Raw genomic sequence first — 25,740 nt, forward strand, 5'->3', positions numbered from 1 at the left:
CGCTAGGACCGGTCGGCTTGGTGGGGCCGGTGGGCTTGGTGGGGCCGGTGGGGCCGTCCTGGCGCGGGGCGTCCGACTCGGTGCCGGGGGCGGCCTCGGGCTCGGGTCCAGGCTCGGGCTCGGGTCGAGTCTCGGGGTCGGACTCGGGCTCGGGCTCCGCCGGGGTCTCCGGCTCGGGCACGGGCCCGGCCTCGGGTCCAGGCACGGGCTCGGACACACGCTCGCCCTCAGACGCACGCTCGGGCTCAGACCCAGGCGCGGGCTCAGACACAGGCGCGGCCTCGTGCTCGGGCTCGGGTGTGGGCTCCGCCTTGGGTTCGGGCGCCGCCGCCGGGGCCTTCGGCTCCGCCGGGGGCGTCGGTTCCTTGTCGAAGGCAGGGCGGGCGTGGTGCCAGGGAGCGTCCGAGCTACGGGTACGCGGGGGTGCGGCCTCCGCGCGTGGCGCGGGGCCGTCCGGGGTCGACTGGCTCGCGGAGCCGTCGGCAGCCGAGCGGGTCCGGCGCGGCGGGCGCGCCGCGGCGGGCGGGGTCTCCGTCTCCGGCGCACCGGCCGACTCGGACGCCGCCTGGCTCACCGAGCCCTCCGACACCGAACGGGTCCGGCGCGGCGGGCGGGGGGTGTCCGTCGGGGCTTCCGGTTGGGTCGCCGAGCCCTCAGCCACCGAGCGGGTCCGGCGGACCGGGCGGTCGCCTGCCGCCGCTCGGGCCGGGCGCGCCGGGGCCGGGGGCAGCTGGCCCTTCAGGGGGCCCCATTCGTTCGGGTCCGGGACGCCCGGGGGAAGCATCTGGCGGCGCTTCGGGCCGCCCTCGTGCGACTCGCCCGGCTCCTTCGCGCCCGGCCACGCCTTCGCGACCCGGGCCGCGAGGACGAAGTCCTTGCGCAGCGGGTGGCCCTCGAAGTTCTCCGGGAGGAGCAGCGGCACCAGGTGCGGGTGGCCCGTGAAGTCCACGCCGAACATCTCGTGGGTCTCGCGCTCGTGCCAGCCCGCGCCCGCGTACACGCCGATCGCCGTGGGCAGGACGGGAGCGGCGTGCGGGACCGTCGTCCGAAGCAGGAGGCGGCGCGGACGCCCCTTCCCCACCGCGGCCACGTGCGCGCAGACCCGGAAGCCGGTGCCCGGCTCGTCGACCGCGCTCAGCCAGTCGAAGTAGGTGCACCCGAGCGTGTCCCGGGCCGTTTCGAGCGCCGTGATCCACGAGCCCGGCGGGACGTCGATGGTCAGCAGGTCGTACGCCTGCTCCGCCGTCGCCTCCTCGCCGAAGATCTCCGTCACGGAGTCGGGGAGGGAGTCGTACGCCGTCATGCCTCGGCTCCCGGTCGCTCCGCCGACGGGCTCTCGGCCGACGGGCGCTCCGCCGACGGGCGCTCCATCAGGGGGCTCGTCAGCTGCGCGACCGACGCGCCGCCGGTGGTCGCGTACCGCTCGGCCAGGCTCTCCCGGGCGATCTTCTCCTGGAGCTTGAGGATGCCCTGGAGCAGCGCCTCGGGACGCGGCGGGCAGCCCGGCACGTACACGTCGACCGGGATGATCTGGTCGACGCCCTTGGTGACCGAGTACGAGTCCCAGTAGGGGCCGCCGCAGTTGGAGCAGGCGCCGAAGGAGATGACGTACTTCGGTTCCGGCATCTGCTCGTACAGCCGCTTCACGGCCGGCGCCATCTTGTCCGTCACCGTCCCCGAGACGATCATCAGGTCGGCCTGGCGCGGGCCCGGCGCGAACGGGATCACGCCGAGCCGGATGAAGTCGTGCCGGGCCATCGACGCGGCGATGAACTCGATCGCGCAGCACGCGAGCCCGAAGTTGAAGACCCACAGGCTGTAGCGGCGGCCCCAGTTCAGGACCACCTTCATCGGCTCGGGGGCCAGGCGGGCCAGCGGCCCCAGCTTCGGAGCGGGCAGGGGTGTGGGCAGGGGTGTTACGTCCATGCCAGGACGCCCTTCTTGTACGCGTAGAGCAGCCCCACGGCCAGGAAGCCGAGGAAGACGAACATCTCGACCAGGGTCGTGGCGCCGTAGCCGGGCGCGGCGAAGACCGTCGCCCAGGGGAAGAGGAAGATCGAGTCGACGGCGAAGATGACGTAGAGGAAGGCGTACACGTAGTAGCGGACCTGGGTGTGCGCCCAGCCCTCCCCCACGGGGTCGACACCGCACTCGTACGTGAGGAGCTTCTCGGGCGTCGGCACGACAGGCCTCAGCAGTCGGCCCGCGCCGAACGCCACGGCGACGAAGAGCACTCCGACGACGGCGAGCAGGCCGACGACGGAGTACGTCTGGAAGTAGTCCGCCGCGCCCGTCGCGTCGGCCGCGACAACGGTCTGTTCCCGCACGTCCGTCCGCCCCTCGGTCTCGGTGTCTCATGAGTCACTTCTGTACGCACGCGAGTCTAGGCCCTGCTAAAGGGACCGTAAGCAGTCGTGTGACCACGGTTCTCGTGCAGTCCTCGTACAGCCCGCGTGCGGTCCTCGCCCAGTGCTCGTGCAGTGCCCGTGCAGAGCCTTCACGGGCCCGGCGCGGTCCTCGTACGGGCGTGGTGGGGGGCCGGTGGGAGGACCTGGTGGGGATATCCCCCCTGCCGCTCACCCACCTTCCCCATGGCGTCGCGCGGTCCTCGACAGGCAGGCTGGAGAGCATGACCGCCGATCTTGATCCCGCCGCGTCCTCCGGGGCCGCCGTCACCTCGTCACCTCGTCCGCGTCCGCCCAAGCGCACCGCCTACGGGATGGAGACCTGGAAGGAGATCGCCTTCCTCCTCTCCAATCTCCTCACCGCGCTGGTCGGTTTCGTCTACGCGGTCGTGAGCGTGCTCCTCGGCGTCGGCCTGTCCGTCACCGTCATCGGGCTCCCGCTGCTCGCCCTCGGGCTCGGCGGCGCGCGCCTCATCGGCAGGTCGGAGCGGGCACGGGCCCGGGCGCTGCTCGGGGTCGAGATCGCCGAACCGTCCCCGCTGCCGTCGCGCGGCGGCTTCTTCGGCTGGCTGTGGAGCACGTTGAAGGACCCGGTGGCCTGGCGGACTCAGCTGTACGGGCTGATCCGGCTGCCCTGGGGGATCGTGACGTTCACGATCGCGCTGGTCTCCCTCGTCGTTCTCTGGCCGGTACTGCCGTTCCTGTCCCGGGGCATGGCCAACGCCGACCGGGGCATGGTGCGGGGGCTCCTCTCCCCCTCCGACGAACTGGAGCGGCGGATCGCCGAGCTGGAGTCGGACCGGGGTGTCGTCGTCGACACCGCGGCGGCGGACCTGCGGCGCATCGAGCGGGACCTGCACGACGGGGCGCAGGCGCGGCTCGTGGCGCTCGCGATGGGGCTCGGCCTCGCGAAGGAGAAGCTCCTCGACGATCCCGAGACGGCCGCGGCGATGGTCGACGAGGCGCACGGCGAGGTGAAGCTCGCGCTCCAGGAGCTGCGGGACCTCGCCCGGGGCATCCACCCGGCCGTCCTCACCGACCGCGGGCTGAGCGCCGCGCTGTCGTCGGTGTCGGCGCGGTGCACGGTGCCTGTGAAGGTGACGGTGGATCTGTCGGAGCGGCCGGCGGAGGCGATCGAGGGCATCGCGTACTTCACGGTGTCGGAGCTGCTCCAGAACGTCTCGAAGCACGCGCGGGCGCGTTCGGCGTCCGTGGAGGTGTGGCGCGCGAAGGACCGGTTGCTGCTCCAGGTACGGGACGACGGGGCGGGCGGCGCCCGCCCCCTGCGACCTGGGCGCGGGCACGATCAAGGACCGGCTCGACGTGCTCGGCGGCCGGCTCGACATGGACGCGGTGCCGGGCTGGGGCACGACGATCACGGCCGTGATCCCGCTGGCGGCGCCGGCCGCGCCGGTCGAGGCGGCGCACCCGCTGACCGGCCTCGGCGAGCGGGAGGTGGAGGTCCTGCGACACCTGGCCCTCGGGCACCGCAACCGGCGAATCGCGGAGGAGCTGCACATCAGCGAGTCGACGGTGAAGTTCCACGTCGCCAACATCCTGAACAAGCTGGGCGTCGACTCCCGGGGGGAGGCGGCGGCCCTGTTCCACGCGGCGGCGTAGCGCCCGCGCCACGCGGGCGCGTCCCCCGCCCCCACCCCTCGGGTTGTGGGCAACTGTTCCGCAAGGGCGGAACGGGTGGGCACGACCCGACCAGCGCTCGCCGCCCCTGCGCCTGGTCCACCGGACGGGCGCCCTGGTCAGGGGCTTCCACCTCGCGGGCGCCGCAGGTGCGGGGCCCGGGCGAAGCCGGCGCCGCGCCCCGTCGTGCCGCCTCGCGGGCGGTGTCAGTGCCGGGTGTCAGACTCGCACCCATGACCGAGCGGTGGGCACTCGCAGCCGAAGCCGAGGGGGACGGCGCACTGCTCGTCCCCCTCGCCCCGGACGGCCTGCCCGCCGGAGACGTGCTCCGCGAGCCGGACCTGGTCGCGGCCGTACGGGCCAGGCCCGGGGTCGCCCGCTGGGTGTGGCGCTCGACGGCCGAGGTGTACCCGCGCCTGCTGGCCGGCGGCGTCCGGGTCGAGCGGTGCTACGACATGGAGGACGCCGAGCAGCTGCTCCTGGGCCACGAGGGGCGGCTCGGCGAGCCCCGTTCGGCGGCGGCGGCCTGGGCGCGCCTGCGGAACGCCCCGGTGCCGCCCGACCCCCCGCAGCGCGGCGCCGAGCCCGGTTCGCAGGACTCGCTCTTCGAGCCGCGCCCCGTCGTCTCCGTCCCCTTCGACGGATTCCTCGCGGTCTACGCGGAGCAGCTGCGCCGCCACGACCGGGCGGAGCACCCGGGCAGGATGCGGCTGCTCACGGCCGCCGAGTCGGCGGGGATGCTGGTGGCCGCCGAGATGCACCGGGCGGGCCTGCCGTGGCGGGCCGACGTGCACCGGGACCTGCTGCACGAGCTGCTCGGCGAGCGGTACGCGGGCGGGGGCGAGCCGCGCCGCCTCGCGGAGCTCGCGGACGAGGTGTCGGCGGCCTTCGGCCGCCGGGTCCGGCCGGACCTGCCCGCCGATGTGGTGAAGGCCTTCGCGCAGGCCGGGGTGCGGCTGAGGTCGACCCGTCGCTGGGAGCTGGAGGAGCTCGACCACCCGGCGGTGAAGCCGCTGATCGCGTACAAGAAGCTGTACCGGATCTGGACGGCGCACGGCTGGTCGTGGCTCCAGGACTGGGTGCGGGACGGCCGTTTCCGGCCGGAGTACCTGCCCGGGGGCACGGTCAGCGGACGCTGGACGACCAACGGCGGCGGGGCCCTGCAGATCCCGAAGGTGATCCGGCGCGCGGTGGTCGCGGACGAGGGCTGGCGCCTGGTGGTGGCCGACGCCGACCAGATGGAGCCGCGCGTGCTCGCCGCGATCTCCCGGGACCCGGGCCTGATGGAGGTCGCGGGGCACCCGGACGACCTCTACACCCGGCTCTCGGACCGGGCCTTCTCCGGCGACCGCGACCACGCCAAGATCGCGCTCCTGGGCGCGATCTACGGGCAGACAAGCGGCGACGGCCTGAAGAACCTGGCGGCGCTGCGGCGCCGCTTCCCGCGCGCGGTGGCCTATGTCGACGAGGCGGCGAAGGCGGGCGAGGAGGGCCGGCTCGTACGGACCTGGCTGGGCCGGACCAGCCCGCGGGCGGTGGGATCGGGCGAGGACGAGGAGGCGGGCCTGCCGCAGGAGGGCGGCGAACCGGCGGCGGAGGAAGCGGAGTTCACCCCCGGCTACGCCTCCGGGAACGCACGGGCGCGGGGCCGGTTCACCCGTAATTTCGTGGTGCAGGGCAGCGCGGCCGACTGGGCGCTGCTGATGCTGGCGGCACTGCGGCGCGCGCTCTCCGGGATGCGGGCGGAGCTGGTGTTCTTCCAGCACGACGAGGTGATCGTGCACTGCCCCGCCGAGGAGGCGGAGGCGGTCACGGCGGCGATCCGGGCGGCGGGGGACGAGGCGGGCCGGATCGCGTTCGGGGACACGCCGGTGCGGTTCCCGTTCACGGTGGCGACGGTGGAGCGGTACGCGGACGCGAAGTAGCCACGGGGGGAGGCGGACGGGCCCCGCGCGCCTGTGCGTGCGGGGCCCGTCACCGGCCCGGCCACTACTTCAGCGGCAGCTTCTGCCACTTCGGGCTCAGCGCGATCGTCTTCAGCTGCTGCATCGTCAGCGCGGGCTCGGCGCGGGTCGCCGCCTCGTGCTGGGTGCCGGCGTTGAAGGCGGACACGACGACCCGGAAGCCCTCCGGCGTGATGGTGTCCACGGTCCACCAGACGACGCCCTCGCCGCCCTTCTCCCCCGGCTGCTGGGTGGGCTTGACCATGCGGCCGTCGGGGAGCGTGGTGACGTCCCCGCTGCCGAAGAGGTCGCCGACCACGTCCGACATGTTCGGCTGGACGTTGATCTGGACGAGGCTCTTGCCCTTGCCGTCGTTGACGACCACGTAGGCGTACCCCGACTGTCCGCCCTTGTTGACGACCTTGAGGCCCTTGGGCACGAGTGAGCTCAGGGTGTTCATGACGTCGGTGGCGCTCGGCTCGGCCGCCGGCGGGGCCGCGCCCTGGCCGCCGGACATGTCCACGTTCTCGGGCAGCCGCGCGGTCAGCGTGCCCCAGGCGGGGGCCGTGACGAGCGCCTTGAGCTGGGCGGGGGTGAAGGGCGGGTTCTCACGGCTGATGGGAGCGCCCTTCTCCGCGGCGGCGTTGTACTCGCTCACGTCGATCAGGAAGCCGTCCCGGGTGAGCAGGACCGCACGCCACTGCTTGGTCTCCACGCGCTTGTCGGGGTACTCGTACCCCTGGAAGATCATGAGCCGGGAGCCGCCCGCGAGGCGCTCCTCGGTGCAGTCGTCGTAGGGGATGGCGACCTTGTCCGGGCAGGCCACCTGGTCCTCGCCCGCCTCGCCGGTGCCCGCGCGGAAGAGGCCGACGCTGACGCCGGCCTTGCCGTTCCCGTCGTCGAAGACGCCGGTGACGTGCTGGCCCGTGCCGTCGAGGCCGTCGAACTGCCAGGTTCCCGCCGGGGTGTTGTCCTTGAGGACGGCGGCGAGGTCCTTGACGGGGATCGTCGCCTCGCCCGGCCGCTGCTTCCCGGGAACGGGGTCGACGGTGGCGGTGGCGGTGGGCTTGGGCGGCGCCGCCACGGACGTGGCCCTCGCGTCCGCGGCGGGCGACAGCAGCGAGCCGCCGTACACACCGCCGATGCCGACGGCGGCGAGCGCGAGGACGCCGCCGGTCATCGCGAGGCGACGGCGGACGAGGCGCCGCTTGCCGCGCTGCAGCCCGCCCTCGACCAGCTCGGTCCGGTCGTCGGCGGCGAAGCCGTCGCCTGTGCGGCGCAGGATCGCGCCGAGCTCGTCCTCGAATCCGTCGTGCTGGGGGCCTTCGTTCTGAGGCATGTCGAATTCACCGTCTCCGGTCAGTGGATGAAGAAAGCGTGGAAGAGGAAGATCCGCGGGGCGGCCGGCGGCGGTCAGCGCGCGGCGAACTCGGCGATGCTGCCGCCGAGTCGAGCGCGCAGCTTCGCGAGGGCGCGGACGGAGCGGGTGCGTACCGCGGCGGAACTGACGTGCAGGGCGTCGGCGGTCTCCTCGATGCTGCGGTCCTCCCAGTACCGCAGCACCACGACCGCCCGGTCCTTGGGGGCGAGCCCGGCCAGCGCGTCGAGCAGGGCGATCCGCAGCGCCGGGTCCTCGCCGTTGTCGGGGGCGCGGTCGGGGAGCTCGCCGAGTGGGCGCTCGGTGGCCGAGCGGCGCCGCTGGTGGCTGAGGAACGTGCGGACGAGCACGGTCTGGGCGTACGCGGCGGGGTTCCCGATCCGGGCCATCCGACCCCACAGGGCGTACATCCGGCCGAGCGTCTCCTGGGTGAGGTCCTCGGCGAGGTGCGTGTCCCCACTGGTCAACAGGCACGCCGAGCGGAACAGCGGACCGGTGCGTGCGGCGGCGAACTCCAGGAACTCGTCCGCGCGGGACTTTCTCATGCCCCTCCTTCTCCTCGCGGTCACGTGGTGTGGTCGCCGTACACCTCATTGACGCGACGGGGAGGAAGAAATGTTTCAGCGTCTTCCAGGGAATCTGCGGGCGTCTTCGCCGAGTGCGTCCAAAAGGGCAGAAAAGGGGTAACCCTGGAGTATGAACACTCTCAGCGCAGCCCAGACCCTGGCCGCGGGAGTCTGGCAGTCAGGCCTCGGACAGGTGCTCGGCGGCCTCGTCCTCGTGGCCATCCTGATCGCGGCGTTCTGGATGGGCTACCGGATCCGCAACCGCGAATCCAACCCACCCAAGCCGGACGAGCAGCCCCATCGGCCCGACGACGGCAGCCTGCCGGGCGAGGCGTCCGAGTACCGCAGGCCGGCCGAGATGCCGCAGACGGACGGCGCGCACCGGCTCATGCCCTACCAGCTCAAGGACGGCTCGGAACCGTCACCCGACCCGCCGACCGAGGAGAAGCGCAAGTGGGGCGGGATCTCCAGCGGAGGTTTCGGCAGCGGAGGCACGGGACACGGCGACTGAAACCTTCCTGCCCGACGGAGGCCACGCCCCGTGGATGAGAACGCTGTCCCCGCAACGCTCCCGGGAGCCCTCCCCACCGCTCCCTTCGAGGAGCACCAACCGCACCTGCGAGCCGTCGCGTACCGCCTCCTCGGCACCTTCGAGGAGGCGGACGAGGCGGTGGAGGACGTACGGAGGACCTGGCCGGCCCGGCGCCCCCCGGTCGCCCCGGGCCCGGTCCCGGCCCCGTACGACCCCACCGAGGCCATCGCCCGCGCCTGCCTGGACCGGCTCCGGTCCCGCGAGACCCACCGCGAGCACCCCTGGGACCCGTGGGACCCCTGGGCCTCGGGCATGCCGAACCACCCGAGCGACCCCGAGGAACCGCCCCCGCCGACGGCCCTCGACGGACTGACACCCCCGGAACGGCTCGCGTTCGTCCTGCACGACGAGTTCTCCGTCCCGTACGAGCAGATCGCCCCGCTCGTGGAACGCACCCCGGCCGCCACCCGCCAGCTCGCCGGCCGGGCCCGCTACCGGCTGCGGGAGGCCGAGGAGATGCCGGAGCCGGACCTGCCGCGCCAGCGGGAGGTCGTCGCGGCCTTCCTGTCGGCCGCGCGGGGCGGCGACGCCGCCGCCGTGCACGACCTCCTCGACCCGAACGTGGTGCTGCGGGCCGACGCCACGGCCGAACGGGCCGGGGTGACGAACGTGCACGGCCCCGGGGCGGTCGCCGAGGCGATCGCCCGCCAGGTGAGCACGGCCAGAAAGGCCCTGGTGGACGGGGCGGCGGGGCTGGCCTGGCCGGCGGAGGGCGACCCGCGGCTCGTGTTCGCCTTCACCGTCCTGGAGAACCGGATCACGGCGATCGACGCCCTGTCGGACGCGGACCACCTGGGCCGCCTGAAGCTCCAGCTCTGAGACCCTCCGCACCGCGCTCACAGCCGCGGGGCCCCGGTTCACGCCCCCCGGTTCACTCCCCGAGGACGCGCCCCGCACGGGATGCCACATGGGCGGGCGGTACGACGTCGGCGGGCAGCACGGGATCGGTGACCGGCTCACCGAAGGTGGTCACCACGGGCAGCACCCCGGCCCACAGTCCGAGCGCCGCGTCCTCCGAATCACCGTCGTCCGGCGGCCCGCCGCGGGTCTTCACGGAGGCCTCGGTCAGGTCGAGCGCGAGCACGGAGGTCGCGGCCAGTTCCTTGCGGCTGGGCTGCCGTACGTACTCCCACTGCCCCGGGGAGCTCTGCTCGGTGAGCGCCCGCAGGCCACGCAGCTTCTCGTCCGGGTCGGTCACGACGCGCGGGACGCCGTAGACCATCGCACAGCGGTAGTTCACCCCGTGCTCGAAGACGGAACGGGCCAGGACCAGCCCGTCGACATGGGTGACGGTGACACAGACGGTGGTGCCGGGCGCCTGGACGAGGCTGCGGCTGGCGACGGACCCGTGCAGGTACAGCTGGTCGCCCTCGACGCCGTACGCGGTGGGCACCACCATCGTCGTCCCGTCGACCGGGACGCCGAGATGACAGAGGAACCCGGCCGCGAGCACGGCGTCCAGATCGGCCCGCCGATGACTGCCCTTCTCCCGCATCCGCCGCAACCGGGTCCGCTCGGTGACCACCAGCGCCTCACCCCCGCCGACCGTGTCCGTGCCGCCGCTCATGCTTCCCCCTGGGTTCCTCGACCGACGCAAAAGATCTTCCGGAGTTGTACGACCTCCGGCCGCCGCCCCGCCACCCCCGCCCACCTGTCGGAACGGAAGTCCTCGGTGGCGACGGGGTTTCCACCACCGGCGATTCCCGCGTTCTGCCGGTTCGGAGGGGACCGCTAGAGTCGGGCCATGGGGGATCGAACACGTGTGAGGCACTGCAAGCAGTGCCATCGGCCGCTCGACGAGCGCAGCCGGTGGCGGCGCCCGAAGCGGTTCTGCAGCCGTCGGCACCGCCTGAGGTACTGGGTGGAGGAGATCTTGGACGCCGTCCTGAGCTGACGGCTCGCCCCGCTCACAGCACGGCGTGGATACGAGGGGGACGAGTGGAACGGATCACCGAGGAACAGGTCGCGCGGCTGAACCGGTTCGTGCTGGCACGCATCGCTGACGCGGCCTCACTGCAGGACGAGGCCCGCCCCGTGGTCATGGCTCTCCGCATCGCCGCCGGCAAGCAGATTGCGGCGGTGCTCTTCCACCGCACCTCTTCACCCGCACAGGCGGCGGAGACCGAACTGCACGCGGCCGCCTCGTGGAACCTTCTGGTCGCTCTGGCGGAAGTCTGGCGGGACCACCCCGATTTCCCCGCCGACGCCGCCATCGAGACGTTCGAGTTCGACAGCGAGACGCCTCTGTCCCCCCTCGACACCGACCCGGCGGACGTGCCCGGGTAGGCGCAGGGCATGCACCCGCCGAGCGAGAACGGGATCCGGCACCCGGCGTCCCACCCGCCCCCGTGACGGAGACCACAACGGAGACCAAGGACAGCCGGGCGGCCCGCGCGCGGCTCCGGCGTCGCATCCGGAACATGAAAAAGCCCCAGGTCACGGCGAGTGAGTCCTGGGGCTGATCCGAGCCGCCTTCGGGATTCGAACCCGAGACCTACGCATTACGAGTTGTCCGATCTTGTTCCGGAGACGTCCGTCACCGTCCGCCGAGGGAGCTACGCCGCTGGCCAGAAGGCTGAACGGTCGAAGGCGGACGGCGACGGACATCTGCGGACCGCCGTCGGATTGAGACCTCAACTGAGACCGTGCGGGTTGCCACATCGGAGTACCGGCCGCCGAGCAACGACGATGTGCAGGCTGTCCAGGCGGCTAACAAGCTAGCTCGCCGTTCAGGGCGCCCTCGGCAACAGAGCAGCCAGTCAAAAGAGCACACTCTCCTCGGCCGAACCACCCCGCTCGAAGGGCAAGAACATCACCCCGCCCAGTTCAACCTGCCGTTCGGAGCCGTGACACAGGACCAGGTCCAGGGCCCGATCACGAGGTCGCGGGTGCTTGTGGTCAACGATCCTCCGAGTGTCCGGGCTGACAGCCACAGAACGCCGGCAGACGGGGCAAGTGATACGAGGCCATGCGGGCATGACGAAGATCCCTCCGTTGAAGGTGCGGTGCGGTAACGGGCCCGAGAACCGGGATGCGCTTGGAGCGTAGGGCTGCTGACCGACGCCAGCGACGGGTCACAACGAGAACTACTCAGCAGCGCGTTCCTGCTGGTGAAAGCCAGTGAAAGAAGTCGAAATGACCAACACTGACCAACCACTGACCAACCACTGACAAATGCCGCTGAGCAGGGCAGGGCAAGGTTGGCCGAATATTGTTCAGTGCTAGCGGATGAACTGGGCGGCGATTCGCAGGCAAGATCCATACCGTGAGGGAGCGAGGCCAGCACCCCCTCACCAGCAATGTGTAGTGAGACTAGAGCGCGAATGCCTGACGGCTCCAGCGTCGGCGCTGGAACCCGCCACGGTCAGGATCACCGCAGGTAAGAGCCGTTCTGCGCCAGAGTGTTCCGACAGGTAGCCAGAGTGTTCCGACAGGTAGTCAACCTGTTCCGATCAGAGCCAACCGCCCCTAGCTCGCCTCGAAATAGGCCAGCCCCGATTGGCTAGTTCTGCATGCAGGTCGGAGGGAATCAGATCACCCAGGACAGCCTCGGGTGACGCTGAGGGGCCCCACCGCGAACGGTGGGACCCCTCAGCATCTTGCCCCTGGCAGTGGTCGATAGGCACTGTCAGGCTTCGTTGCACCGCGCGGCCGTGCTCACCAGGTCGGTGAACCCATGCACCGCACTCGGCATGGCTGAACGTTGAGCGAGCCATCCGGAGACCCGAGGGCCGCCATTGACCGCTCCGCCTTCCGTGACCGTTCGTACATGCTCGAACCCATGGCGGAGGTAGTAGGCCTGGAGCGAATTGTTCGTGGTCCACGCGTCGAGCCGGAGCCACTGCGCGCCGGAACGATACGCCCGGTCGCCCGCCCAATCGAGCAGACGCCCACCGAGGTCTTGCCCGGCGTGCGTGCGCGCCACGGTCAGCTTGTTCACAAACCGAGACTCCTCCCGAAGCTCCTGCTCCGTCCAGAGCCCTTCCTCTGCATCCGCGGTCAACGTGATCGTCGCGGCCGTCGCCGACCCGTCACGGACCATGAACACCACTCCGGCCTCGATCGTGGCGAGAAGCCTGTCGGCCGGGTACGGGCGCTGCCACTGGTCTGAGCCGAGGGCCGTGAGCCACGACGCAGCTTCCTGACGAAACGCGAGCAGAGCATCCAAGTCGTCCGCGGTCGCCCGCTCGATGATCACTGCGGATCGTCCTCCTGCCGAGCGGACAGCGTGCCGATCTCGTAGTTCATCCGGTTCAGGTCACCCCGGAAGGTCGTGATCGTGCAGCGGATGACCTTGTCCGCCGAGTAGCCGGTACGAGTCCAGAGCAGCACTGGAACGCCGGCCCCGATGTCGAGCAGCCGCGCCTCGTCCGGCGTGGGCATCCGGGCCGCGATCTCGTCGAAGTAGCCGATCTGCTCGACGCCGATACCGGCCAGGTACCGAGTCGTCCCCTCGGCGATGTCGCCGGGCTCCGCCAGTCGAGGAGCCTCCTTCACGAGCCAGTCCGGGTAGTAGGTGGCCTGGGTCGACCACGGCACCTCATCCACGAACCGATGACAGAACCGTAGAACAGCCGTCGACTCCCGCTCGACCTTGAGTCGCTCCGCCACGTACTTCGTTGCCGGGGTCACCTCCACTCGGAACGTCTGAGTGGGGTGACGGCCGGCGTTGGTGACGTCGGTGCTGTAGGCGTCACCGTTCTGCGGGAAGGTCAGGTTCTCAAAGCGGGACGCGTTGAGCTCGAACACCTCATGCTTCCGAACCTCGTACCCGAGCCCTTGGCTCGACGAGATCAGCCCTTCACTGACCAGCATGTTCAGACCGGATCGAACCGTGTTGCGGGACGCGTCGAACCGTCCGGAGAGTTCAGCCTCGGAGGGGAGTCGAGAGCCCGGCGGGTAGACGCCACTGTCGATCTCACGACGGAGCGCGTCCGCGACCTGTCGGTACTTCGGCTGCTTGTTCATGACTCCATCATGACGCACTCGCTCAACTTGTTGGTACATGTAGGCCCCGATCACTTGACGACTCACTGTCCGTGGGTGCAGCATCACTGCATCAGCTTGTACCAACAAGTTGAGCAAGCGGTGCAGTCCCATTAACTGTGCCCGCTTGCGGCGATATTCCCGCAGGTCGGGCGGCTCTTGGAGTCGCCATAGCCCGGAGGAAAGCCCGCAGGGGTGAGTACGAAGGCAGCGCTCGTGGCTTGAGAACTGAACAGAGGACGCACCGCAACTCGCACTTGGGGAGAGCGGCCGTCAGACAGACAGCCAACTCCGCGGCCCTGCTGCGGCCGGTTGCCTCCTCTGCCCGTCCGGCCCCCGCACCTGGGGTGCTGTACGGGCGGGGTTGAGGGGAGCCGGAGGAAGTCCCCCTGGTTCTAACGGCGAGACCCCCCGGAGCTGGCACTCCGGGGGGTCGGTTCGGGCCGTTCCTGACTGGAAGGAACACACCCAATGAAGTCCATCGCTGCACTTCAGGCCGTTGTTACGGCCACCCCGTTCGGCGGCGAGCCGACGAACGGAGAGCTGGACGCGATCGAGAAGGAGATGCCGCTGATCCTGGCGGAGATCGACCTGCTCGACGTGGAGATCTGGATGCTGGACCGTCCGGCCACCGCGCTGGATGAGCGGCGTGTGCGCCGGGCCCGGAACAGGGTCCTGGACGAGCGCCGCACCCTGACCAACCGCGCCGGCCGGACGCTGACCGGCGGTGCCGCATGAACAACCGCACCTACTGGCTCCTGGTGGCCCTGTCCCTCGCCGTCGAGGTCTGGGGCATCGCCATCGGCAACCGGGACATCACCGCCGTCGGGTTCTTCCTCGGACTCGGGGTGGCGGTCGTCGCCCGCCTCCTGTACCGCGCCGATCAGTGCGAGGGCGGTGAGGAAGCGTGAACCGCGCCGGTAAAGCCCTGCTCGTCCTCGCTCTGGTGGCCGTGGTCGGCATGGCGTTCCGGGTTTCCTGGAACGCACTGCGGGACGTGGCCACCGCCGTCGGCGCGGACAAGACCGGGGCGACGCTCTACCCGTTCGTGGTCGACGGCCTCATGGCCCTCGCCCTGGTCGCCACGCTGGTGCTGACCGATCGGGCCGACAAGAAGTTCGCGCTGCGCGTGCTCGCCGCGTACACGGTCGCCTCGCTCGTCCTCAACTTCGTGCACGGCCTCGTGCCCGAGCTGCACGGCGAGTCGGTCGACTGGACCCGACTGGCCGAGTGGGACCCGGTCAACTGGCTGCTCGTCCTGCTCGCCACGTCGCTTCCGGTCGGGTCGATCTACTTCGGCTCTGATCTGGTCGCCAAGGTTCTGCACCACCGATCGATCGAGCCCGCAAAAGCGAAGGAATCGACACAGATCCATACGGAACGGTCTACCTCTGACCTCGCCGTACCGGCTCCCGCGCCGGTTCCGGCGCTGGTCGCCCCGGTGACCGTCGAGCGGGTCGACGCGGTCGATTCTCCCGCCGAGGAGGTGCCGATCGATCGGGGCGTGGTTCGTGCGGTGGCCGCCGATCAGTCGGCCTCGCGCCGGGCGACTGGTCGGGTCCCCGACGCTGCCCGATCGACCCGACCCCGTCGCACGACGGATGAACTGGTCGCTGAGGCACGGCAGTTGACTGAGGCGTGGACGGTCGATCAGTTGACGGCCGAGGGCATCCGTAAGGCTCTGCGGACATCGCCGGACAAGGCCCGGATGCTCCGGGACTCCCTCCGTGCCGAGCGGGCCGCTGTGGCGGCGCCTGAGCCGGTTGGGGCCGCGTCATGAGCGCCCTCCCCGTCTACCGCTGGCGGCTCGCCCCGGAGGGGCTGGCGACGTTCCGGCAGCTCCGGGCGATCGGGCTGCGGCCCGGCGGTCAGCCGGTCGTGGCCCAGCTCGAACGCCCCCGCCGCCGACGCGCGCCCCTGGTCGCGTTCCTGTACCGAGTCGACCTCGCCCGGCCGGTCAGGCCGATGACGCCGGCCCGGTGGGCGGCCCTCGCCAGGGCGAACGCGGCCCGCCGGGTCTGCCCGGAGTGCGGGCGGGACGCCGGATACCGCATCCCCAGCTCGCTCGGCATGTGCACGCCCTGCGCCTACCCCGACACCGCCGCTGTCTGAGCGGCCACGAGAGGACGTGACCTGTCGTGAACCACCTCCCCGAACCCGCCCGGGTCGTCCAGCTCCCCGACGGCACCTACACCTACGCCGACCAACTCCCCGCGATCCAGGCTCCGCCTGCCGCGCCGCAGGTGGTCCACCAGCACATCCATCAGGCCCCGCCCGACCGCACTGTCCAGCGCATCGCCCTCGGCTCCGGCATCGGCGCCGGCACGGTGGCCGCCGGGGTCTACTTCGGCCCCCTCCTCGTCGGCGCGCTCACAGCGATCGCCGCGAACCTCGCCCTCCTCGCGTTCCTCGCCGCCGTCCTCGCCTGGGGCGTCGTGTCCGTCGTGAAGTCCATCGGCGGCCCGGACGGCGGGGCCGCCGCCAAGACCCTGGCCAAGACGCGCAAGCGCCGCCGCTGACGGCTGCCCGATCCGCCCGGCCTCGTGCCGGGCGGTGAGGGGAGCCGGGACAGTCCCGGCCCCGGAGAGGGACCACGTCATGGCCAGCAGGAAGAACGAGTACGACCCGAAGCACCCCCCGCTCACCGCTGGTGAGGCTGCCAAGTTCGCCTGGTACGTCGGCCGGATGGCCAAGCGGGGACTCGCGGGCGAGTCCGTCTACCAGGGCGACCTGGAGAGGAAGGTCGACCGGCTCCTCGACGGCGCCCGCGCCCGCGCTGAGAAGAACGCCAAGAAGAAGTAGTGGTGCCCCGGGGACGGCCGTCCCGGCCAAGGAAACCGCGCCGTCCCCCGGGGCCTCTGCCCTCCGCCCTTTCGAGCAGTAGGAGAGAGACCCATCATGACCGAGCCCGCGATCGAGGCGACCGTGGTCAGCCTCGCCGAGCACCGCGCCGCACGTACCGACGAGGCGCCGCCGATAGAACTCACCAAACCCGCCGAGACCGCGCAGGACGACTCCGACCCCGTGGAGTCGGGCGTTGACGTGGTCGACCTGCCCGGCAACCCCCTCGCGGACTGGCTGACCGTGCCCGACCTGCCGGTGCTGCCGGTGTGGGCCCGCTCGCCCAAGTCCATCCGGGAGAACGTCGCCGCCCTCGGACGGCTCGTCTGGTGGCAGTCCCGCTACCACGGCGTGCGGACCCCGAAATACCTGCTCAAGACCGTGCTCCTCGCCGCCCGCGGCTTCTACCGGGCCGTCAAGGGCCTGTGGCCGGTGCTCTCCGCGCAGGAGCAGTCCGCGACCGTCAAGGCCCTGCGCGCCCAGTCCAAGCTCCGCCCGGAAGACATCGACCTCGCCGCCCGCCATCAGGCCGCGTACGCGGAGCGGACCCACAGTCGCCGGTGGAGGTTCGGGCTCGCCGCCGCCGGGGTCGCGGCGGCCGCGACCGGCATCATGCTGGCCGACCCGCTCCTGCAGACGGCCATCGGCGCCGCCGTGACCGTCCCCCTCGCCCACCTCGGACGCGGCGAGGAGACCCGTCTGCTGGATCAGGCGGCGCCGCCGATCCGGGTGGACATGTCCGCGCAGCAGCTCAACGACGCGCTGCGGGCCGCCGGCCTCCTGAAAAGCGGTGGTGGCAAGGACGAGAAGGACCTTCCGCGCGTCTCGTGCACGATGGGCCCCGTCCGGGACGGCCGTGGCTGGTCGGTGATCTTCGACATGCCCCGGGGCGGCGGCAAGACCGCCTCCGACGTCCTCGCGAAGCGCGAGGTCATCGCGCAGGAACTCGGCGTGGACGAGATCCAGGTCATCATGTCCCGCGTCCGCGCCGTCAACGGCGGCAACGCCGGACGGGTCTCCATGTGGGTCTCGGATGACGACCCCTACCTGGGCACGCCGAACCCCTCCCCGTTGGAGAAGGCGGAGACGTTCTCCATCTGGGAACCGGTCCCCTTCGGGCAGGACGCCCGGGGCACCCGGATCAGCGTCCCGGTCATGTGGCAGTCGATGTTCTTCGGCGGACTCCCCCGCCGGGGCAAGACCTTCACCCAGCGCCTCCTCACCTCCGCCGGCCTCCTCGACGCCTACGTCAGGCACTACGTCGCCGACGGCAAGGGCGGCGCCGACTGGATGCCCATGAAGGCCGTCGCCCACCGCCTCGTCATGGGCGCCGAAGACGACGCCATCACCGCATTGAAGGCCATGCTGGCGGAGCTGCTCGCGGAGATGGAACGACGCTTCGCGCTGCTGCGGGACCTGCCGACGTCGGTGTGCCCGGAGGGCAAGCTCACCCCGGAGATCGTCGCCCGCTACAACCTCCCGGTCATCTTCGTCACCATCGACGAACTCCAGGAGTACTTCACCGCCATGGAGCGCGAAGACCGCGAGCAGGTCATCAACGACCTGTGCCGCATCGCCCGCCGTGGACCGGCCGCCGGGTTCGTCTCCAACTTCGCCTCCCAGCGTCCCGACGCCGACTCGGTCCCGACCAAGCTGCGGGAGATCATCACCATCCGCTACTCGACACAGGTCGTCGACCGGGCGTCCAGTGACATGGTGCTGGGCAAGGGCAAGGCCGCGCAGGGGGCCGACGCGTCGGTGCTCTCCGAGGAGCACAAGGGCGTCGGTGTCCTGGTGACCGGTCCGGCGTCGTACGTCACGGTGCGGGCCGACTACCTCGACGGCCCCAGCTTCGCGGCCCTGTGCCGCAAGGGCCGCACTCTGCGGGAGGCCGTCGGGCAGCTCACCGGCGACGCCGCCGGAGACGTCACCGCCGCCGCCGACGCGGCCGGCCTCACCGTCCCGCCGATCGTCTCCGACGTCCTGGAAGTAATGCGCCACTCCCCGCGCATGTTCACCACCGACCTCCTCGCCGGACTCGTCAACATCGACGAGGACACCTACGGCGACTACAACGCCGAACAGCTCGCCTCCGCCCTGGAAGCCGCCGGGGTGAAGCGGACAAGCAAGCAGGTCAAGATCAGCGGCTCCAACGGCGCGGGCTACCAGCGCCGCGACGTCGAGGCCGCCGTGCCCGCAGAGATCCTCCTGTCGCCCGGCCGGTAGAGGGGTCCCCCTCTACCCACCCCCCAATCACCACCCCACGAACGGCCCCTCCGACACATGCCTGGAGGGGCCGCGAAGTAGAGGGGGCCCTTTACCCCGGTCATGGGGGTGGTAAGGGCCCCTGACCTGCAAGGTAAGGCCGGTAAAGGGGGCTCAGGCGCCCCTTTTCCGGGCCCTCTCAGGCCCCGAAACGAGGGTCTGCCCATCCACCAGGGAGACAGCACCCGTGGTCATCACCGTCTCGCTCGTCGTCCTCTTCGGACTCGCCCTGTTCTTCCTCCTCCGCTTCAAGCAGGTCAGCCCCGGCTCCGCGTTCACCGCCGTCATGTTCGGGTTCTTCCTCGCCTCCACCGGCGCCGCCGAACCCATCAACCGCGTCGCCGAATCCCTCATCCAGGCCGCCACCAACCTCTGAGGAGACCGTCGTGTCCCGCATCGTCCAGCACCGCATCACCACCGCCACCGACACCGTCCGCACCGGACTCGACGACCTCCTCCGCGAGGTCCGCATCGGCCTGGACGCGGCCGACCAGCGCCACCTCCTGCGCCACCTCTACGACCCGGAGAGCGGCGGCACCGGACTGCTCCCGCTCCTCGCCGAAGTCCTCACCGCCGCCAGCGTGGCCGTGGGCGAGTGGCAGCCCCACCACGAGGCCACCGTCGAAGCCCTGGACGAGGCCGCCGCCTACATCGCCGACTCCGCCGGGCAGCGCATCAACACCGCCCGCAACCTCCTCACCCGACCCGCCGAGAAGGACTGGCCCACACCGGAGAAGGCCTACGCCAAGGCGCCGTCCACCATCAGCGAGGTCGGCTGGACCGCCCGCACCGCCGCCGAGCGGCCGTTCGGTACCGAGGGAACGCGGGAGTTCTGGCTCCGCAAGGCGGCCCTCCTCGACCGCATCGCCCTCACCGACGAGCGCGTGGGCGAGCCCGGCGACGCCACCGAGGCCGCCGACCGGGCGGCCCGCCGCCTCATGGACGTCGACGACGCGGCCGTCATCTGCGACCCCCGCCACTACGTCCGCCAGCAGTACGCCCTCTGGACCACCCACCAGTAACTACGCCGAGGGCGGCCCCCATTCCGCCAAGAACCCGGGGCCGCCCTCGTCACCAGCACTCTTCACAGAACTGGAGACACCCAGCATGACCCAACCGTCCCCCGTCCGGCGAGAGGACAGCGACCCGCTGTCCATCGACCTGCCGGGCCTGAACCTGCTCGCCCACGCGGTGAGCGCCACCGAACGCGGCTGGCACGTCTTCCCCCTCCGCCCCAGCGACAAGCGGCCCGCCGGCCACGCCGAACGCTCCTGCCCCGGCACCGGTCGCTGCGCGGACGGGCACAAGACCCCCGAGCAGCGCGCCACCACCGACCCCGACCTCCTCGCCGCCGCCTGGACCCACGCCCCGTACAACATCGGCATCGCCACCGGCCCGTCCGGGCTGCTCGTCGTCGACCTCGACACCCTCAAGCCGACAGACGAGAAGGGAACGCCTGACGGCGTCGCTCTTTTCGAAGCGCTCTGCGAGCGCGCCGGACAGGCCGTCCCCCTCACCCACCGAGTCCGGACCGCGCGCGGCGGACAGCACCTGTACTTCACCCAGCCCGACGGACACCGGCTCGGCAACACCGCCGGACGACTCGGCAAGCACATCGACACCCGAGGCTGGGGCGGGTACGTCGTCGCCCCCGGCAGCCACACCCCCGACGGCTCGTACGAGGTCCTGGACAGCCGACCCCCGGCCCCGCTGCCCGCGTGGATCCTGGACGCGCTCACGGCCCGCCCCAAGACCGTCCAGAACGCCACGGCGCCTCCGGCGGCTCTGACGGTCCGGGCGTCCCGGTACGCGGCGGCAGCGCTGCGGGGCGAGGTCGACAACGTCGCCCGCGCAGCCGACGGCACCCGCAACGCCACCCTGCTCGCGGCCGCACGAGCCTTGGGGCGCCTGGTGGCGTCCGGCGACCTCACCCGGCAGGACGTCCAGGGGGCTCTTAGTAGGGCGGCGGCGGGCAACGCGACCCAGCCCCAGCGCTACTACGACGACGTCATCACACGCGGCCTCGACTGGTCCATCGCCCACAACCCCGCCGGCGGCCGGAGTGCGGCATGAAGCGCCCCCGTCCCGCTCCCTCTAAGAGCCACCTGACCGGGCACGTGCCCGAGTTCGCCGAACGACACGTGTCCGGACGGACGTTGGGCGCCCGAATGGTCGTCGCCGAAGGCGTCCCTTCTGGCTCTGACCGGCACCGCGCCGCCTGCCTCCGCCCGCTCCTGACCCAAGGGGAAGCCGCATGACTCAGCAGCCCATCAACGGTGCCGCCCTGCTCGCCGAAGTCGAGGCCTTTCACCGTAGGTTCAACGTCTTCCCCCGCGAGGCCGGGTACGTGGCCGTGGCGCTGTGGGACGCTCACGCCCACCTGATCGACGCGTTCGACTCCACGCCCCGGATCGCGTTCCTCTCTCCGGAGCCCGGCTCCGGCAAGTCCCGCGCGCTGGAAGTCATCGAGACCCTGGTACCCAACAGCATGGCCGCCGTCGACGCCTCCCCCTCCGCCCTCTTCCGGGCGGTGTCCGGGGTCGACGGGGAGAGGCCCACGATCATCTTCGACGAGATCGACACCGTCTTCGGCCCCAAAGCCGGGGACAACGAGCAGCTCCGCGGCTTCCTCAACGCCGGACACCGCCGGGGACGGCTGATGTACCGGTGCGTCGGTGACGGATCCAACCAGACCGTGGTCGGCTTCCCCTCGTACTGCGCGGTCGCGGTCGCCGGACTCGGCTCGCTGCCCGACACGATCATGACCCGGTCCGTCATCATCCGGATGCGCCGGCGGGCCAGGAACGAGAAGGTCGAGCCCTACCGGATCGGCGACCACGAGAAGCAGGGCCACGCCATCCGCGACCGTCTCGCCAAGTGGGCCGACCAGGTCCGCGACCGGGTCGGCGGCGCCCGCCCGGTCATGCCGGACGGGGTCACCGACCGGCCCGCTGACGTGTGGGAGCCCCTCCTCGCCGTCGCCGACGCGGCCGGGGGCGACTGGCCCGAGCGCGCCCGCAACGCGTGCGCCGAACTGGTCAAGGCATCGCAGACCGATGACAAAGGCTCGCTCGGGATCCGGCTGCTCACCGACCTGCGCGACCACGTCCTGATCGGCGTGGACAAGCTCCCCACCGTCGCCATCCTCGACCGGCTCAACGCCCTGGAAGACGCCCCGTGGGCGGACCTTCAGGGCAAGCCGCTCGACAACCGGCGCCTGTCCAAGATGCTCGGTGAGTACATGACCGGCGACAACACCCGCATCGTCTCCCGCAACATCCGCACCGCCGGCGGCGTACTCAAGGGCTTCTTCGCCGAAGACATGCTCGACGCCTGGACGCGCTACTGCCCCCCGCCCCAGGAAACCGCTACAGCCGCTACGCCGCTACAGCCCAGCTCAGACCACCTCTTCACGTAGCGGCAACCACCGATGTAGCGGCTACACCGCCACGCCATCGGCGCCCCATTCCGGGCCGCCGCGAACGGGCCGTAGCCGCTACACCCCGCCTTCCCGCTACACAAAACCCGCCGCTGACCTGCGATGTAGCGGCGTAGCGGATGTAGCGGACTCTCCAGAAGGGGGCCAAGAGCCCCGGCACCCACGCAGGAGGCATGAGCAGTGACCACCGCCGTGAAGCCCACCACCGCCCGCGCCCTGTTCACCGTCGAGGCAGCGGCCGAGTACCTCTCCTTCGGACGTTCGACGGTCTACGAGCTGATGGCCGCCGGGGACCTGCCGTACGTGAAGGTGGGTCGCTCCCGCCGCATCCGCCTTGCTGAACTGGACGCTTTCGTCGCGCAGTTGCAGCCTCAGACCAACTGATCTACGAACCCTCAGAGGCGCCCCCGGAGTTCACCGGGGGCGCCTCTCCCATGGAAGGAAGCAATGAGCCCCCGCAAACTGAACATGGAGTCGTCCGTCTACTTCGGGGCGGATGGCTGGTGGCACGGACGGGTCACCATGGGCGTGAAGTCCGACGGCAGCCCCGACCGTCGTCACCGCCGGGCCAAGACCGAGACCGAGATCAAGCGCAAGGTCAAGGAGCTGGAGAAGCTCCGGGACGAGCAGCGGGCGCCGAAGGCCGGCCGAGTGCCGACCGTCGCGCAGTGGATGGAGACCTACCTGACCACGATCGCGAGCCTGACGCTCAAGCCGCGTTCACTGGACGACTACTGGTCCAAGACCCGAAACGACATCATCCCTGGTGTTGGCCAGCACCGGCTGAACAAGCTGGAGCCCGAGCATCTGGAGACCATGTACGCGGCAATGCTGCGCGAGGGGCACGCACCCTCCCACGTGCTCAAGGTCCACAGGATCCTCTCGCGCGCGCTGAAGATTGCCCACAGGCGCCGGATGATTGTGGAAAACGTCGCGACGCTGGTAGACCCGCCCACCGTGGACGAGACCGAGGCGAACCCCTTCTCGAAGGAGCAGGCGCGAGCCTTCCTGGAGGCCGCCGCGAAGCGACCCACGTTCATGCGCTGGGTGGTCGGCGTCGGGCTGGGCTTCCGCCAGGGCGAGACCCTGGGTCTGCGGTGGCGCTACGTCGACCTCGATGCCGAACTCTTTCACCCCCGCTGGCAGCTTCAACGGCTGACGTGGCGGCACGGCTGCTCCGACCCACACTCGTGCGGCGAGCGTCTGCACCGCTTCGAGCCGTGCCCTCCGAGCTGCACCACCCACAAGGGGTACACCCGGGGATGCCCGAAGCCCTGCGACAAGGCGTGCTCGAAGCACGCGAGCGCCTGCCCCGAGCGACGAGGAGGCGGCCTCACCTTCACCCGGCCCAAGACGAAGAAGAGCCGGAACCCTGTCCCCATCCCTCAGCCGTTCCTGCCCTACCTCCAGGAGCACAGGACCCAGCAAGCGCAGGAGCGCGCCGCCGCCGGAGGCCTGTGGGAGGACCACGACGCCGTGTTCACCCGCCCGGACGGCCGGCCGCTCGACCCGCGACAGGACTGGGAGGAGTTCAAGGAGCTGCTCGAAGAAGCGGGGATCAGTGACCGACGTCTCTACGACGGAAGCCGCCACACCGCCGGCACGATCCTGAACGAGCTGGGTGTGGACATGGTGACCATCATGGAGATCCTCCGGCACACCCAGGTGAGCCAGACCCGCCGGTACGTGAAGGGGCGCTCCGAGCTGTCCCGGGAGGCCATGCGGCGGATGGGCGACACATTCCTGCCCCAGCTCCAGAGGGCCGCGCCACCCGCACCCGTGACTGAGACCACAACTGAGACCACGGACAGTCGAGCAGCCCGCTCGCGGCTCCGACGTCGCATCCGGTAAATGAAAAAGCCCCAGGTCACGGCGAGTGAGTCCTGGGGCTGATCCGAGCCGCCTTCGGGATTCGAACCCGAGACCTACGCATTACGAGTGCGTTGCTCTGGCCAACTGAGCTAAGGCGGCACGCCGTCCGAACCCATGGTGGGTGCAGCAGCGACGCCAAGTCTACACAGTTTCCGAGGGTGCTCCGACCACCCCCGAAGAGGGCCTATGAGCAGCGCTTTCCTTCGGCGGGAGGGGTGCCGTCGAGGAGGTAGGTGTTGATCGCCGTGTCGATGCAGTCGCTGCCCCGGCCGTACGCGGTGTGGCCGTCGCCCTCGTAGGTGAGGAGGGTGCCGGAGGAGAGCTGACCGGCCAGGGACTGGGCCCACTTGTACGGGGTGGCCGGGTCGCGGGTGGTGCCGACGACCAGGATCGGGGCGGCGCCCTCGGCGGTGATCCGGTGGGGGCCGCCGGTGGGCGGGGTCGGCCAGGAGGTGCAGTTGAGGGCCGCCCAGGCGAGGCCCCTGCCGAAGATCGGGGAGGCCTTCTCGAAGGACGGGACGGCCTTCGAGACGTCGGCGGGGCCCGCGTAGGCGGCCGGCAGGTCGAGGCAGTTCACGGCCGCGTTGGCGAACATCAGGTTGGCGTACGTGCCGTCCGCCTCCCGCTCGTAGTAGCTGTCGGCCAGCGCCAGGAGGCCCGAGCCCTCGCCGCCGATCGCCCGGGTGAGGGCCTCCCGCAGCTGGGGCCAGGCGCCCTCGTCGTACATCGCCGCGATCACGCCGGTGGTGGCGAGGGACTCGCCCAGCGCCCGGCTCTCGCCGGTGGGCACGGGCTCGGCGTCCACGTCGCGGAAGAACTTCTTCAGCGCCTCGCCCGCAGCCTCGACCGACTCCGTACCCAGCGGGCAGTCCGGCTTGGTCACGCAGTCCGCGGCGAAGGCCCGGAACGAGGTCTCGAAACCGGCGGTCTGGTCGCGGTTGAGGTCGATCGCCGGCAGCGACGGGTCCATCGCCCCGTCGAGGACGAGGCGGCCGACCCGGTCCGGGAACAGCTCGGCGTACGTGGCCCCGAGGAACGTGCCGTACGAGGCCCCCACATAGCTGAGCTTCTCGTCGCCGAGCACCGCCCGCAGGATGTCCATGTCACGGGCCGTCTCGACCGTGGAGACGTGCGGCAGGATCGCCCGTGACTTCTTCGCGCAGCCCGCCGAGAAGCCCTTGAAAGCGGCGCTCAGCGCGTTGACCTCCGCGGTGTCGTCGGGGGTCTGGTCGACCTGCGTGAACGTGTCCATCTGGGGGCCCGTCAGACACTCGACCGGCTCGCTGCGCGCGACTCCGCGCGGGTCGACGGCCACCATGTCGTAGCGGGCGCGGACGGGCGCGGGGTAGCCGACACCCGCGTACCCCTGGAGGTAGCCGACGGCGGAGCCGCCGGGGCCGCCCGGGTTGACCAGGAGCGAACCGAGCCGCTTGCCGGGGCCGGTCGCCCGGGCCCGCGAGACCGCCAGGTCGATCTGCTCCCCGTCCGGCTTCGCGTAGTCCAGCGGGGCCCGCAGGGTCGCGCACTGGAAGCCCGTGACACCGCAGTCGCGCCACGTCAGCTTCTGCCCGTAGAACGTCTTCAGCGCCTCGGGCGAGGAGGAGGGCGAGGCCTGCCGGGCGGCCGCCGTGGTGCGGGACGCCGCCGCGTCGCTTCCGCCCGAGCAGCCGGAGAGGATCAGTCCGGCGGCCGCGAGGGCCGTGGCGGACGTACGGAGCAAGCGCCTGGAGTCCATTCCCGGAGCGTATCCGGAGCGGTACGCACCGTGTCCAATCGGACTCCGGGCCCCGCCTCGTCGGCGGCCTCCGGCCCCGC

At 71.2% G+C, this 25,740-nt stretch carries 27 protein-coding genes, 1 tRNA gene and 1 pseudogene; 19 read left to right on the forward strand and 10 right to left on the reverse strand.

What is annotated here, in order from left to right:
* The 3 genes from AOK00_RS14920 to AOK00_RS14930 all read right to left on the reverse strand — a co-directional run.
* Window positions 1-1,303, reverse strand: a 1,303-nt coding sequence (locus tag AOK00_RS14920) for an NADH-quinone oxidoreductase subunit C (protein WP_063886605.1), incomplete at its 3' end; no start/stop codon positions are given.
* Entirely contained in the window at window positions 1,300-1,926 is a 627-nt protein-coding gene (locus AOK00_RS14925; protein ID WP_055600796.1) for an NADH-quinone oxidoreductase subunit B, read from the reverse strand. The genes AOK00_RS14925 and AOK00_RS14920, both read right to left, overlap by 4 nt.
* Entirely contained in the window at window positions 1,917-2,327 is a 411-nt protein-coding gene (locus AOK00_RS14930; RefSeq protein ID WP_055600797.1) for an NADH-quinone oxidoreductase subunit A, read from the reverse strand. The genes AOK00_RS14925 and AOK00_RS14930 overlap by 10 nt, the downstream gene beginning before the upstream one ends.
* 392 nt (window positions 2,328-2,719) lie before the next feature.
* On the opposite strand from AOK00_RS14930, the pseudogene AOK00_RS40320 reads away from it, so the two are divergent.
* The 3 genes and pseudogenes from AOK00_RS40320 to AOK00_RS14950 form a co-directional block, all read left to right on the forward strand.
* Window positions 2,720-3,427 (forward strand): annotated as a pseudogene (locus AOK00_RS40320) (sensor domain-containing protein); the annotation flags it as partial.
* Window positions 3,428-3,749: 322 nt separating this feature from the next.
* Complete coding sequence (locus AOK00_RS41160; protein ID WP_173861567.1) at window positions 3,750-4,025, forward strand: response regulator transcription factor; 276 nt, start codon at window positions 3,750-3,752, stop codon at window positions 4,023-4,025.
* 251 nt (window positions 4,026-4,276) lie between these two features.
* Window positions 4,277-5,968 (forward strand): bifunctional 3'-5' exonuclease/DNA polymerase, encoded by a 1,692-nt coding sequence (locus tag AOK00_RS14950; RefSeq protein WP_055600801.1) that lies wholly within the window; start codon window positions 4,277-4,279, stop codon window positions 5,966-5,968.
* Between the two features lie 64 nt (window positions 5,969-6,032).
* Here the strand turns inward: AOK00_RS14950 and AOK00_RS14955 are convergent, their stop codons facing one another.
* Both AOK00_RS14955 and AOK00_RS14960 read right to left on the reverse strand, forming a co-directional pair.
* The gene (locus AOK00_RS14955) at window positions 6,033-7,325 is read right to left on the reverse strand and encodes a hypothetical protein (protein WP_055600802.1); all 1,293 of its coding nucleotides are present in this window, start codon (window positions 7,323-7,325) and stop codon (window positions 6,033-6,035) included.
* A 74-nt stretch (window positions 7,326-7,399) separates the two neighbouring features.
* On the reverse strand, window positions 7,400-7,909 hold the full coding sequence (locus AOK00_RS14960; protein ID WP_055600803.1) for a SigE family RNA polymerase sigma factor: 510 nt from the start codon (window positions 7,907-7,909) through the stop codon (window positions 7,400-7,402).
* 151 nt (window positions 7,910-8,060) lie between these two features.
* On the opposite strand from AOK00_RS14960, the gene AOK00_RS14965 reads away from it, so the two are divergent.
* The gene (locus AOK00_RS14965) at window positions 8,061-8,441 is read left to right on the forward strand and encodes a DUF6479 family protein (protein ID WP_055600804.1); all 381 of its coding nucleotides are present in this window, start codon (window positions 8,061-8,063) and stop codon (window positions 8,439-8,441) included.
* 30 nt (window positions 8,442-8,471) lie between these two features.
* A complete protein-coding gene (locus AOK00_RS14970; protein WP_055600805.1) occupies window positions 8,472-9,341 on the forward strand; it encodes a sigma factor-like helix-turn-helix DNA-binding protein in 870 nt (289 codons plus the stop codon).
* Window positions 9,342-9,393: 52 nt separating this feature from the next.
* Here AOK00_RS14970 and AOK00_RS14975 read toward each other — a convergent pair whose 3' ends face one another.
* Entirely contained in the window at window positions 9,394-10,089 is a 696-nt protein-coding gene (locus AOK00_RS14975; protein WP_055600806.1) for a pyridoxamine 5'-phosphate oxidase family protein, read from the reverse strand.
* Window positions 10,090-10,460: 371 nt separating this feature from the next.
* On the opposite strand from AOK00_RS14975, the gene AOK00_RS14980 reads away from it, so the two are divergent.
* A complete protein-coding gene (locus tag AOK00_RS14980) occupies window positions 10,461-10,808 on the forward strand; it encodes a hypothetical protein (protein WP_055600807.1) in 348 nt (115 codons plus the stop codon).
* 1,342 nt (window positions 10,809-12,150) lie between these two features.
* Here the strand turns inward: AOK00_RS14980 and AOK00_RS14985 are convergent.
* Entirely contained in the window at window positions 12,151-12,720 is a 570-nt protein-coding gene (locus tag AOK00_RS14985; protein WP_055600808.1) for a GNAT family N-acetyltransferase, read from the reverse strand.
* Window positions 12,717-13,490, reverse strand: a complete 774-nt coding sequence (locus tag AOK00_RS14990; RefSeq protein ID WP_055600809.1) for a GntR family transcriptional regulator — start codon at window positions 13,488-13,490, stop codon at window positions 12,717-12,719. Before AOK00_RS14990 ends, AOK00_RS14985 begins: the two co-directional genes overlap by 4 nt.
* Window positions 13,491-13,979: 489 nt before the next feature.
* Here AOK00_RS14990 and AOK00_RS14995 point away from each other — a divergent pair, with 489 nt between their 5' ends.
* The 13 genes from AOK00_RS14995 to AOK00_RS15050 all read left to right on the forward strand — a co-directional run bounded on the left by AOK00_RS14995 (window position 13,980) and on the right by AOK00_RS15050 (window position 23,904).
* The gene (locus AOK00_RS14995) at window positions 13,980-14,246 is read left to right on the forward strand and encodes a DUF6284 family protein (RefSeq protein WP_055600810.1); all 267 of its coding nucleotides are present in this window, start codon (window positions 13,980-13,982) and stop codon (window positions 14,244-14,246) included.
* Window positions 14,243-14,419 carry a hypothetical protein gene (locus tag AOK00_RS39080; protein WP_159041769.1) on the forward strand — a complete coding sequence of 59 codons (177 nt, stop codon included), beginning with the start codon at window positions 14,243-14,245 and terminating at the stop codon, window positions 14,417-14,419. The genes AOK00_RS14995 and AOK00_RS39080 overlap by 4 nt, the downstream gene beginning before the upstream one ends.
* Window positions 14,416-15,288, forward strand: a complete 873-nt coding sequence (locus tag AOK00_RS15000; protein ID WP_055600811.1) for a DUF2637 domain-containing protein — start codon at window positions 14,416-14,418, stop codon at window positions 15,286-15,288. Before AOK00_RS39080 ends, AOK00_RS15000 begins: the two co-directional genes overlap by 4 nt.
* Window positions 15,285-15,620, forward strand: coding sequence for an RRQRL motif-containing zinc-binding protein (locus tag AOK00_RS15005; RefSeq protein ID WP_055600812.1), 336 nt, complete (start codon window positions 15,285-15,287; stop codon window positions 15,618-15,620). Before AOK00_RS15000 ends, AOK00_RS15005 begins: the two co-directional genes overlap by 4 nt.
* A gap of 26 nt (window positions 15,621-15,646) precedes the next feature.
* Window positions 15,647-16,027: a DUF6251 family protein gene (locus AOK00_RS15010; protein WP_055600813.1), complete on the forward strand. Its 381-nt coding sequence runs from the start codon at window positions 15,647-15,649 to the stop codon at window positions 16,025-16,027.
* A 79-nt stretch (window positions 16,028-16,106) separates the two neighbouring features.
* Window positions 16,107-16,310 (forward strand): DUF6257 family protein, encoded by a 204-nt coding sequence (locus tag AOK00_RS15015; protein ID WP_055600814.1) that lies wholly within the window; start codon window positions 16,107-16,109, stop codon window positions 16,308-16,310.
* 96 nt (window positions 16,311-16,406) lie between these two features.
* The gene (locus tag AOK00_RS15020; protein WP_055600815.1) at window positions 16,407-18,575 is read left to right on the forward strand and encodes an FtsK/SpoIIIE domain-containing protein; all 2,169 of its coding nucleotides are present in this window, start codon (window positions 16,407-16,409) and stop codon (window positions 18,573-18,575) included.
* Window positions 18,576-18,801: 226 nt separating this feature from the next.
* Window positions 18,802-18,990, forward strand: coding sequence for a hypothetical protein (locus tag AOK00_RS15025; protein ID WP_055600816.1), 189 nt, complete (start codon window positions 18,802-18,804; stop codon window positions 18,988-18,990).
* Between the two features lie 10 nt (window positions 18,991-19,000).
* Window positions 19,001-19,636: a hypothetical protein gene (locus AOK00_RS15030; RefSeq protein WP_055600817.1), complete on the forward strand. Its 636-nt coding sequence runs from the start codon at window positions 19,001-19,003 to the stop codon at window positions 19,634-19,636.
* An 85-nt stretch (window positions 19,637-19,721) separates the two neighbouring features.
* Complete coding sequence (locus tag AOK00_RS15035) at window positions 19,722-20,687, forward strand: bifunctional DNA primase/polymerase (protein WP_079042013.1); 966 nt, start codon at window positions 19,722-19,724, stop codon at window positions 20,685-20,687.
* A gap of 181 nt (window positions 20,688-20,868) precedes the next feature.
* Window positions 20,869-22,032: a DUF3631 domain-containing protein gene (locus AOK00_RS15040; protein WP_055600818.1), complete on the forward strand. Its 1,164-nt coding sequence runs from the start codon at window positions 20,869-20,871 to the stop codon at window positions 22,030-22,032.
* 201 nt (window positions 22,033-22,233) lie between these two features.
* Window positions 22,234-22,437 (forward strand): helix-turn-helix domain-containing protein, encoded by a 204-nt coding sequence (locus AOK00_RS15045; RefSeq protein WP_055600819.1) that lies wholly within the window; start codon window positions 22,234-22,236, stop codon window positions 22,435-22,437.
* Between the two features lie 63 nt (window positions 22,438-22,500).
* Entirely contained in the window at window positions 22,501-23,904 is a 1,404-nt protein-coding gene (locus AOK00_RS15050) for a tyrosine-type recombinase/integrase (protein ID WP_055600820.1), read from the forward strand.
* A gap of 46 nt (window positions 23,905-23,950) precedes the next feature.
* Here AOK00_RS15050 and AOK00_RS15055 read toward each other — a convergent pair.
* Window positions 23,951-24,024 (reverse strand) — tRNA-Thr (locus AOK00_RS15055).
* Window positions 24,025-24,109: 85 nt separating this feature from the next.
* Window positions 24,110-25,660, reverse strand: coding sequence for an alpha/beta hydrolase (locus AOK00_RS15060; RefSeq protein WP_055600821.1), 1,551 nt, complete (start codon window positions 25,658-25,660; stop codon window positions 24,110-24,112).
* Window positions 25,661-25,740 lie beyond the last annotated feature (80 nt).

The sequence above is a fragment of the Streptomyces aureus genome, assembly GCF_001418135.1.
Lineage (GTDB): Bacteria > Actinomycetota > Actinomycetes > Streptomycetales > Streptomycetaceae > Streptomyces > Streptomyces aureus_A.

Excerpts from the sequence above, each read along its gene's own strand:
- AOK00_RS14925 (WP_055600796.1), bottom strand. The coding sequence starts at position 1,926 with ATGGACGTAACACCCCTGCCCACACCCCTGCCCGCTCCGAAGCTGGGG.
- AOK00_RS41160 (WP_173861567.1), top strand. The coding sequence starts at position 3,750 with ATGGACGCGGTGCCGGGCTGGGGCACGACGATCACGGCCGTGATCCCG.
- AOK00_RS14950 (WP_055600801.1), top strand. The coding sequence starts at position 4,277 with ATGACCGAGCGGTGGGCACTCGCAGCCGAAGCCGAGGGGGACGGCGCA.
- AOK00_RS14955 (WP_055600802.1), bottom strand. The coding sequence starts at position 7,325 with ATGCCTCAGAACGAAGGCCCCCAGCACGACGGATTCGAGGACGAGCTC.
- AOK00_RS14960 (WP_055600803.1), bottom strand. The coding sequence starts at position 7,909 with ATGAGAAAGTCCCGCGCGGACGAGTTCCTGGAGTTCGCCGCCGCACGC.
- AOK00_RS14965 (WP_055600804.1), top strand. The coding sequence starts at position 8,061 with ATGAACACTCTCAGCGCAGCCCAGACCCTGGCCGCGGGAGTCTGGCAG.
- AOK00_RS14975 (WP_055600806.1), bottom strand. The coding sequence starts at position 10,089 with ATGAGCGGCGGCACGGACACGGTCGGCGGGGGTGAGGCGCTGGTGGTC.
- AOK00_RS14990 (WP_055600809.1), bottom strand. The coding sequence starts at position 13,490 with ATGAACAAGCAGCCGAAGTACCGACAGGTCGCGGACGCGCTCCGTCGT.
- AOK00_RS14995 (WP_055600810.1), top strand. The coding sequence starts at position 13,980 with ATGAAGTCCATCGCTGCACTTCAGGCCGTTGTTACGGCCACCCCGTTC.
- AOK00_RS39080 (WP_159041769.1), top strand. The coding sequence starts at position 14,243 with ATGAACAACCGCACCTACTGGCTCCTGGTGGCCCTGTCCCTCGCCGTC.
- AOK00_RS15005 (WP_055600812.1), top strand. The coding sequence starts at position 15,285 with ATGAGCGCCCTCCCCGTCTACCGCTGGCGGCTCGCCCCGGAGGGGCTG.
- AOK00_RS15015 (WP_055600814.1), top strand. The coding sequence starts at position 16,107 with ATGGCCAGCAGGAAGAACGAGTACGACCCGAAGCACCCCCCGCTCACC.
- AOK00_RS15020 (WP_055600815.1), top strand. The coding sequence starts at position 16,407 with ATGACCGAGCCCGCGATCGAGGCGACCGTGGTCAGCCTCGCCGAGCAC.
- AOK00_RS15035 (WP_079042013.1), top strand. The coding sequence starts at position 19,722 with ATGACCCAACCGTCCCCCGTCCGGCGAGAGGACAGCGACCCGCTGTCC.
- AOK00_RS15040 (WP_055600818.1), top strand. The coding sequence starts at position 20,869 with ATGACTCAGCAGCCCATCAACGGTGCCGCCCTGCTCGCCGAAGTCGAG.
- AOK00_RS15050 (WP_055600820.1), top strand. The coding sequence starts at position 22,501 with ATGAGCCCCCGCAAACTGAACATGGAGTCGTCCGTCTACTTCGGGGCG.
- AOK00_RS15060 (WP_055600821.1), bottom strand. The coding sequence starts at position 25,660 with ATGGACTCCAGGCGCTTGCTCCGTACGTCCGCCACGGCCCTCGCGGCC.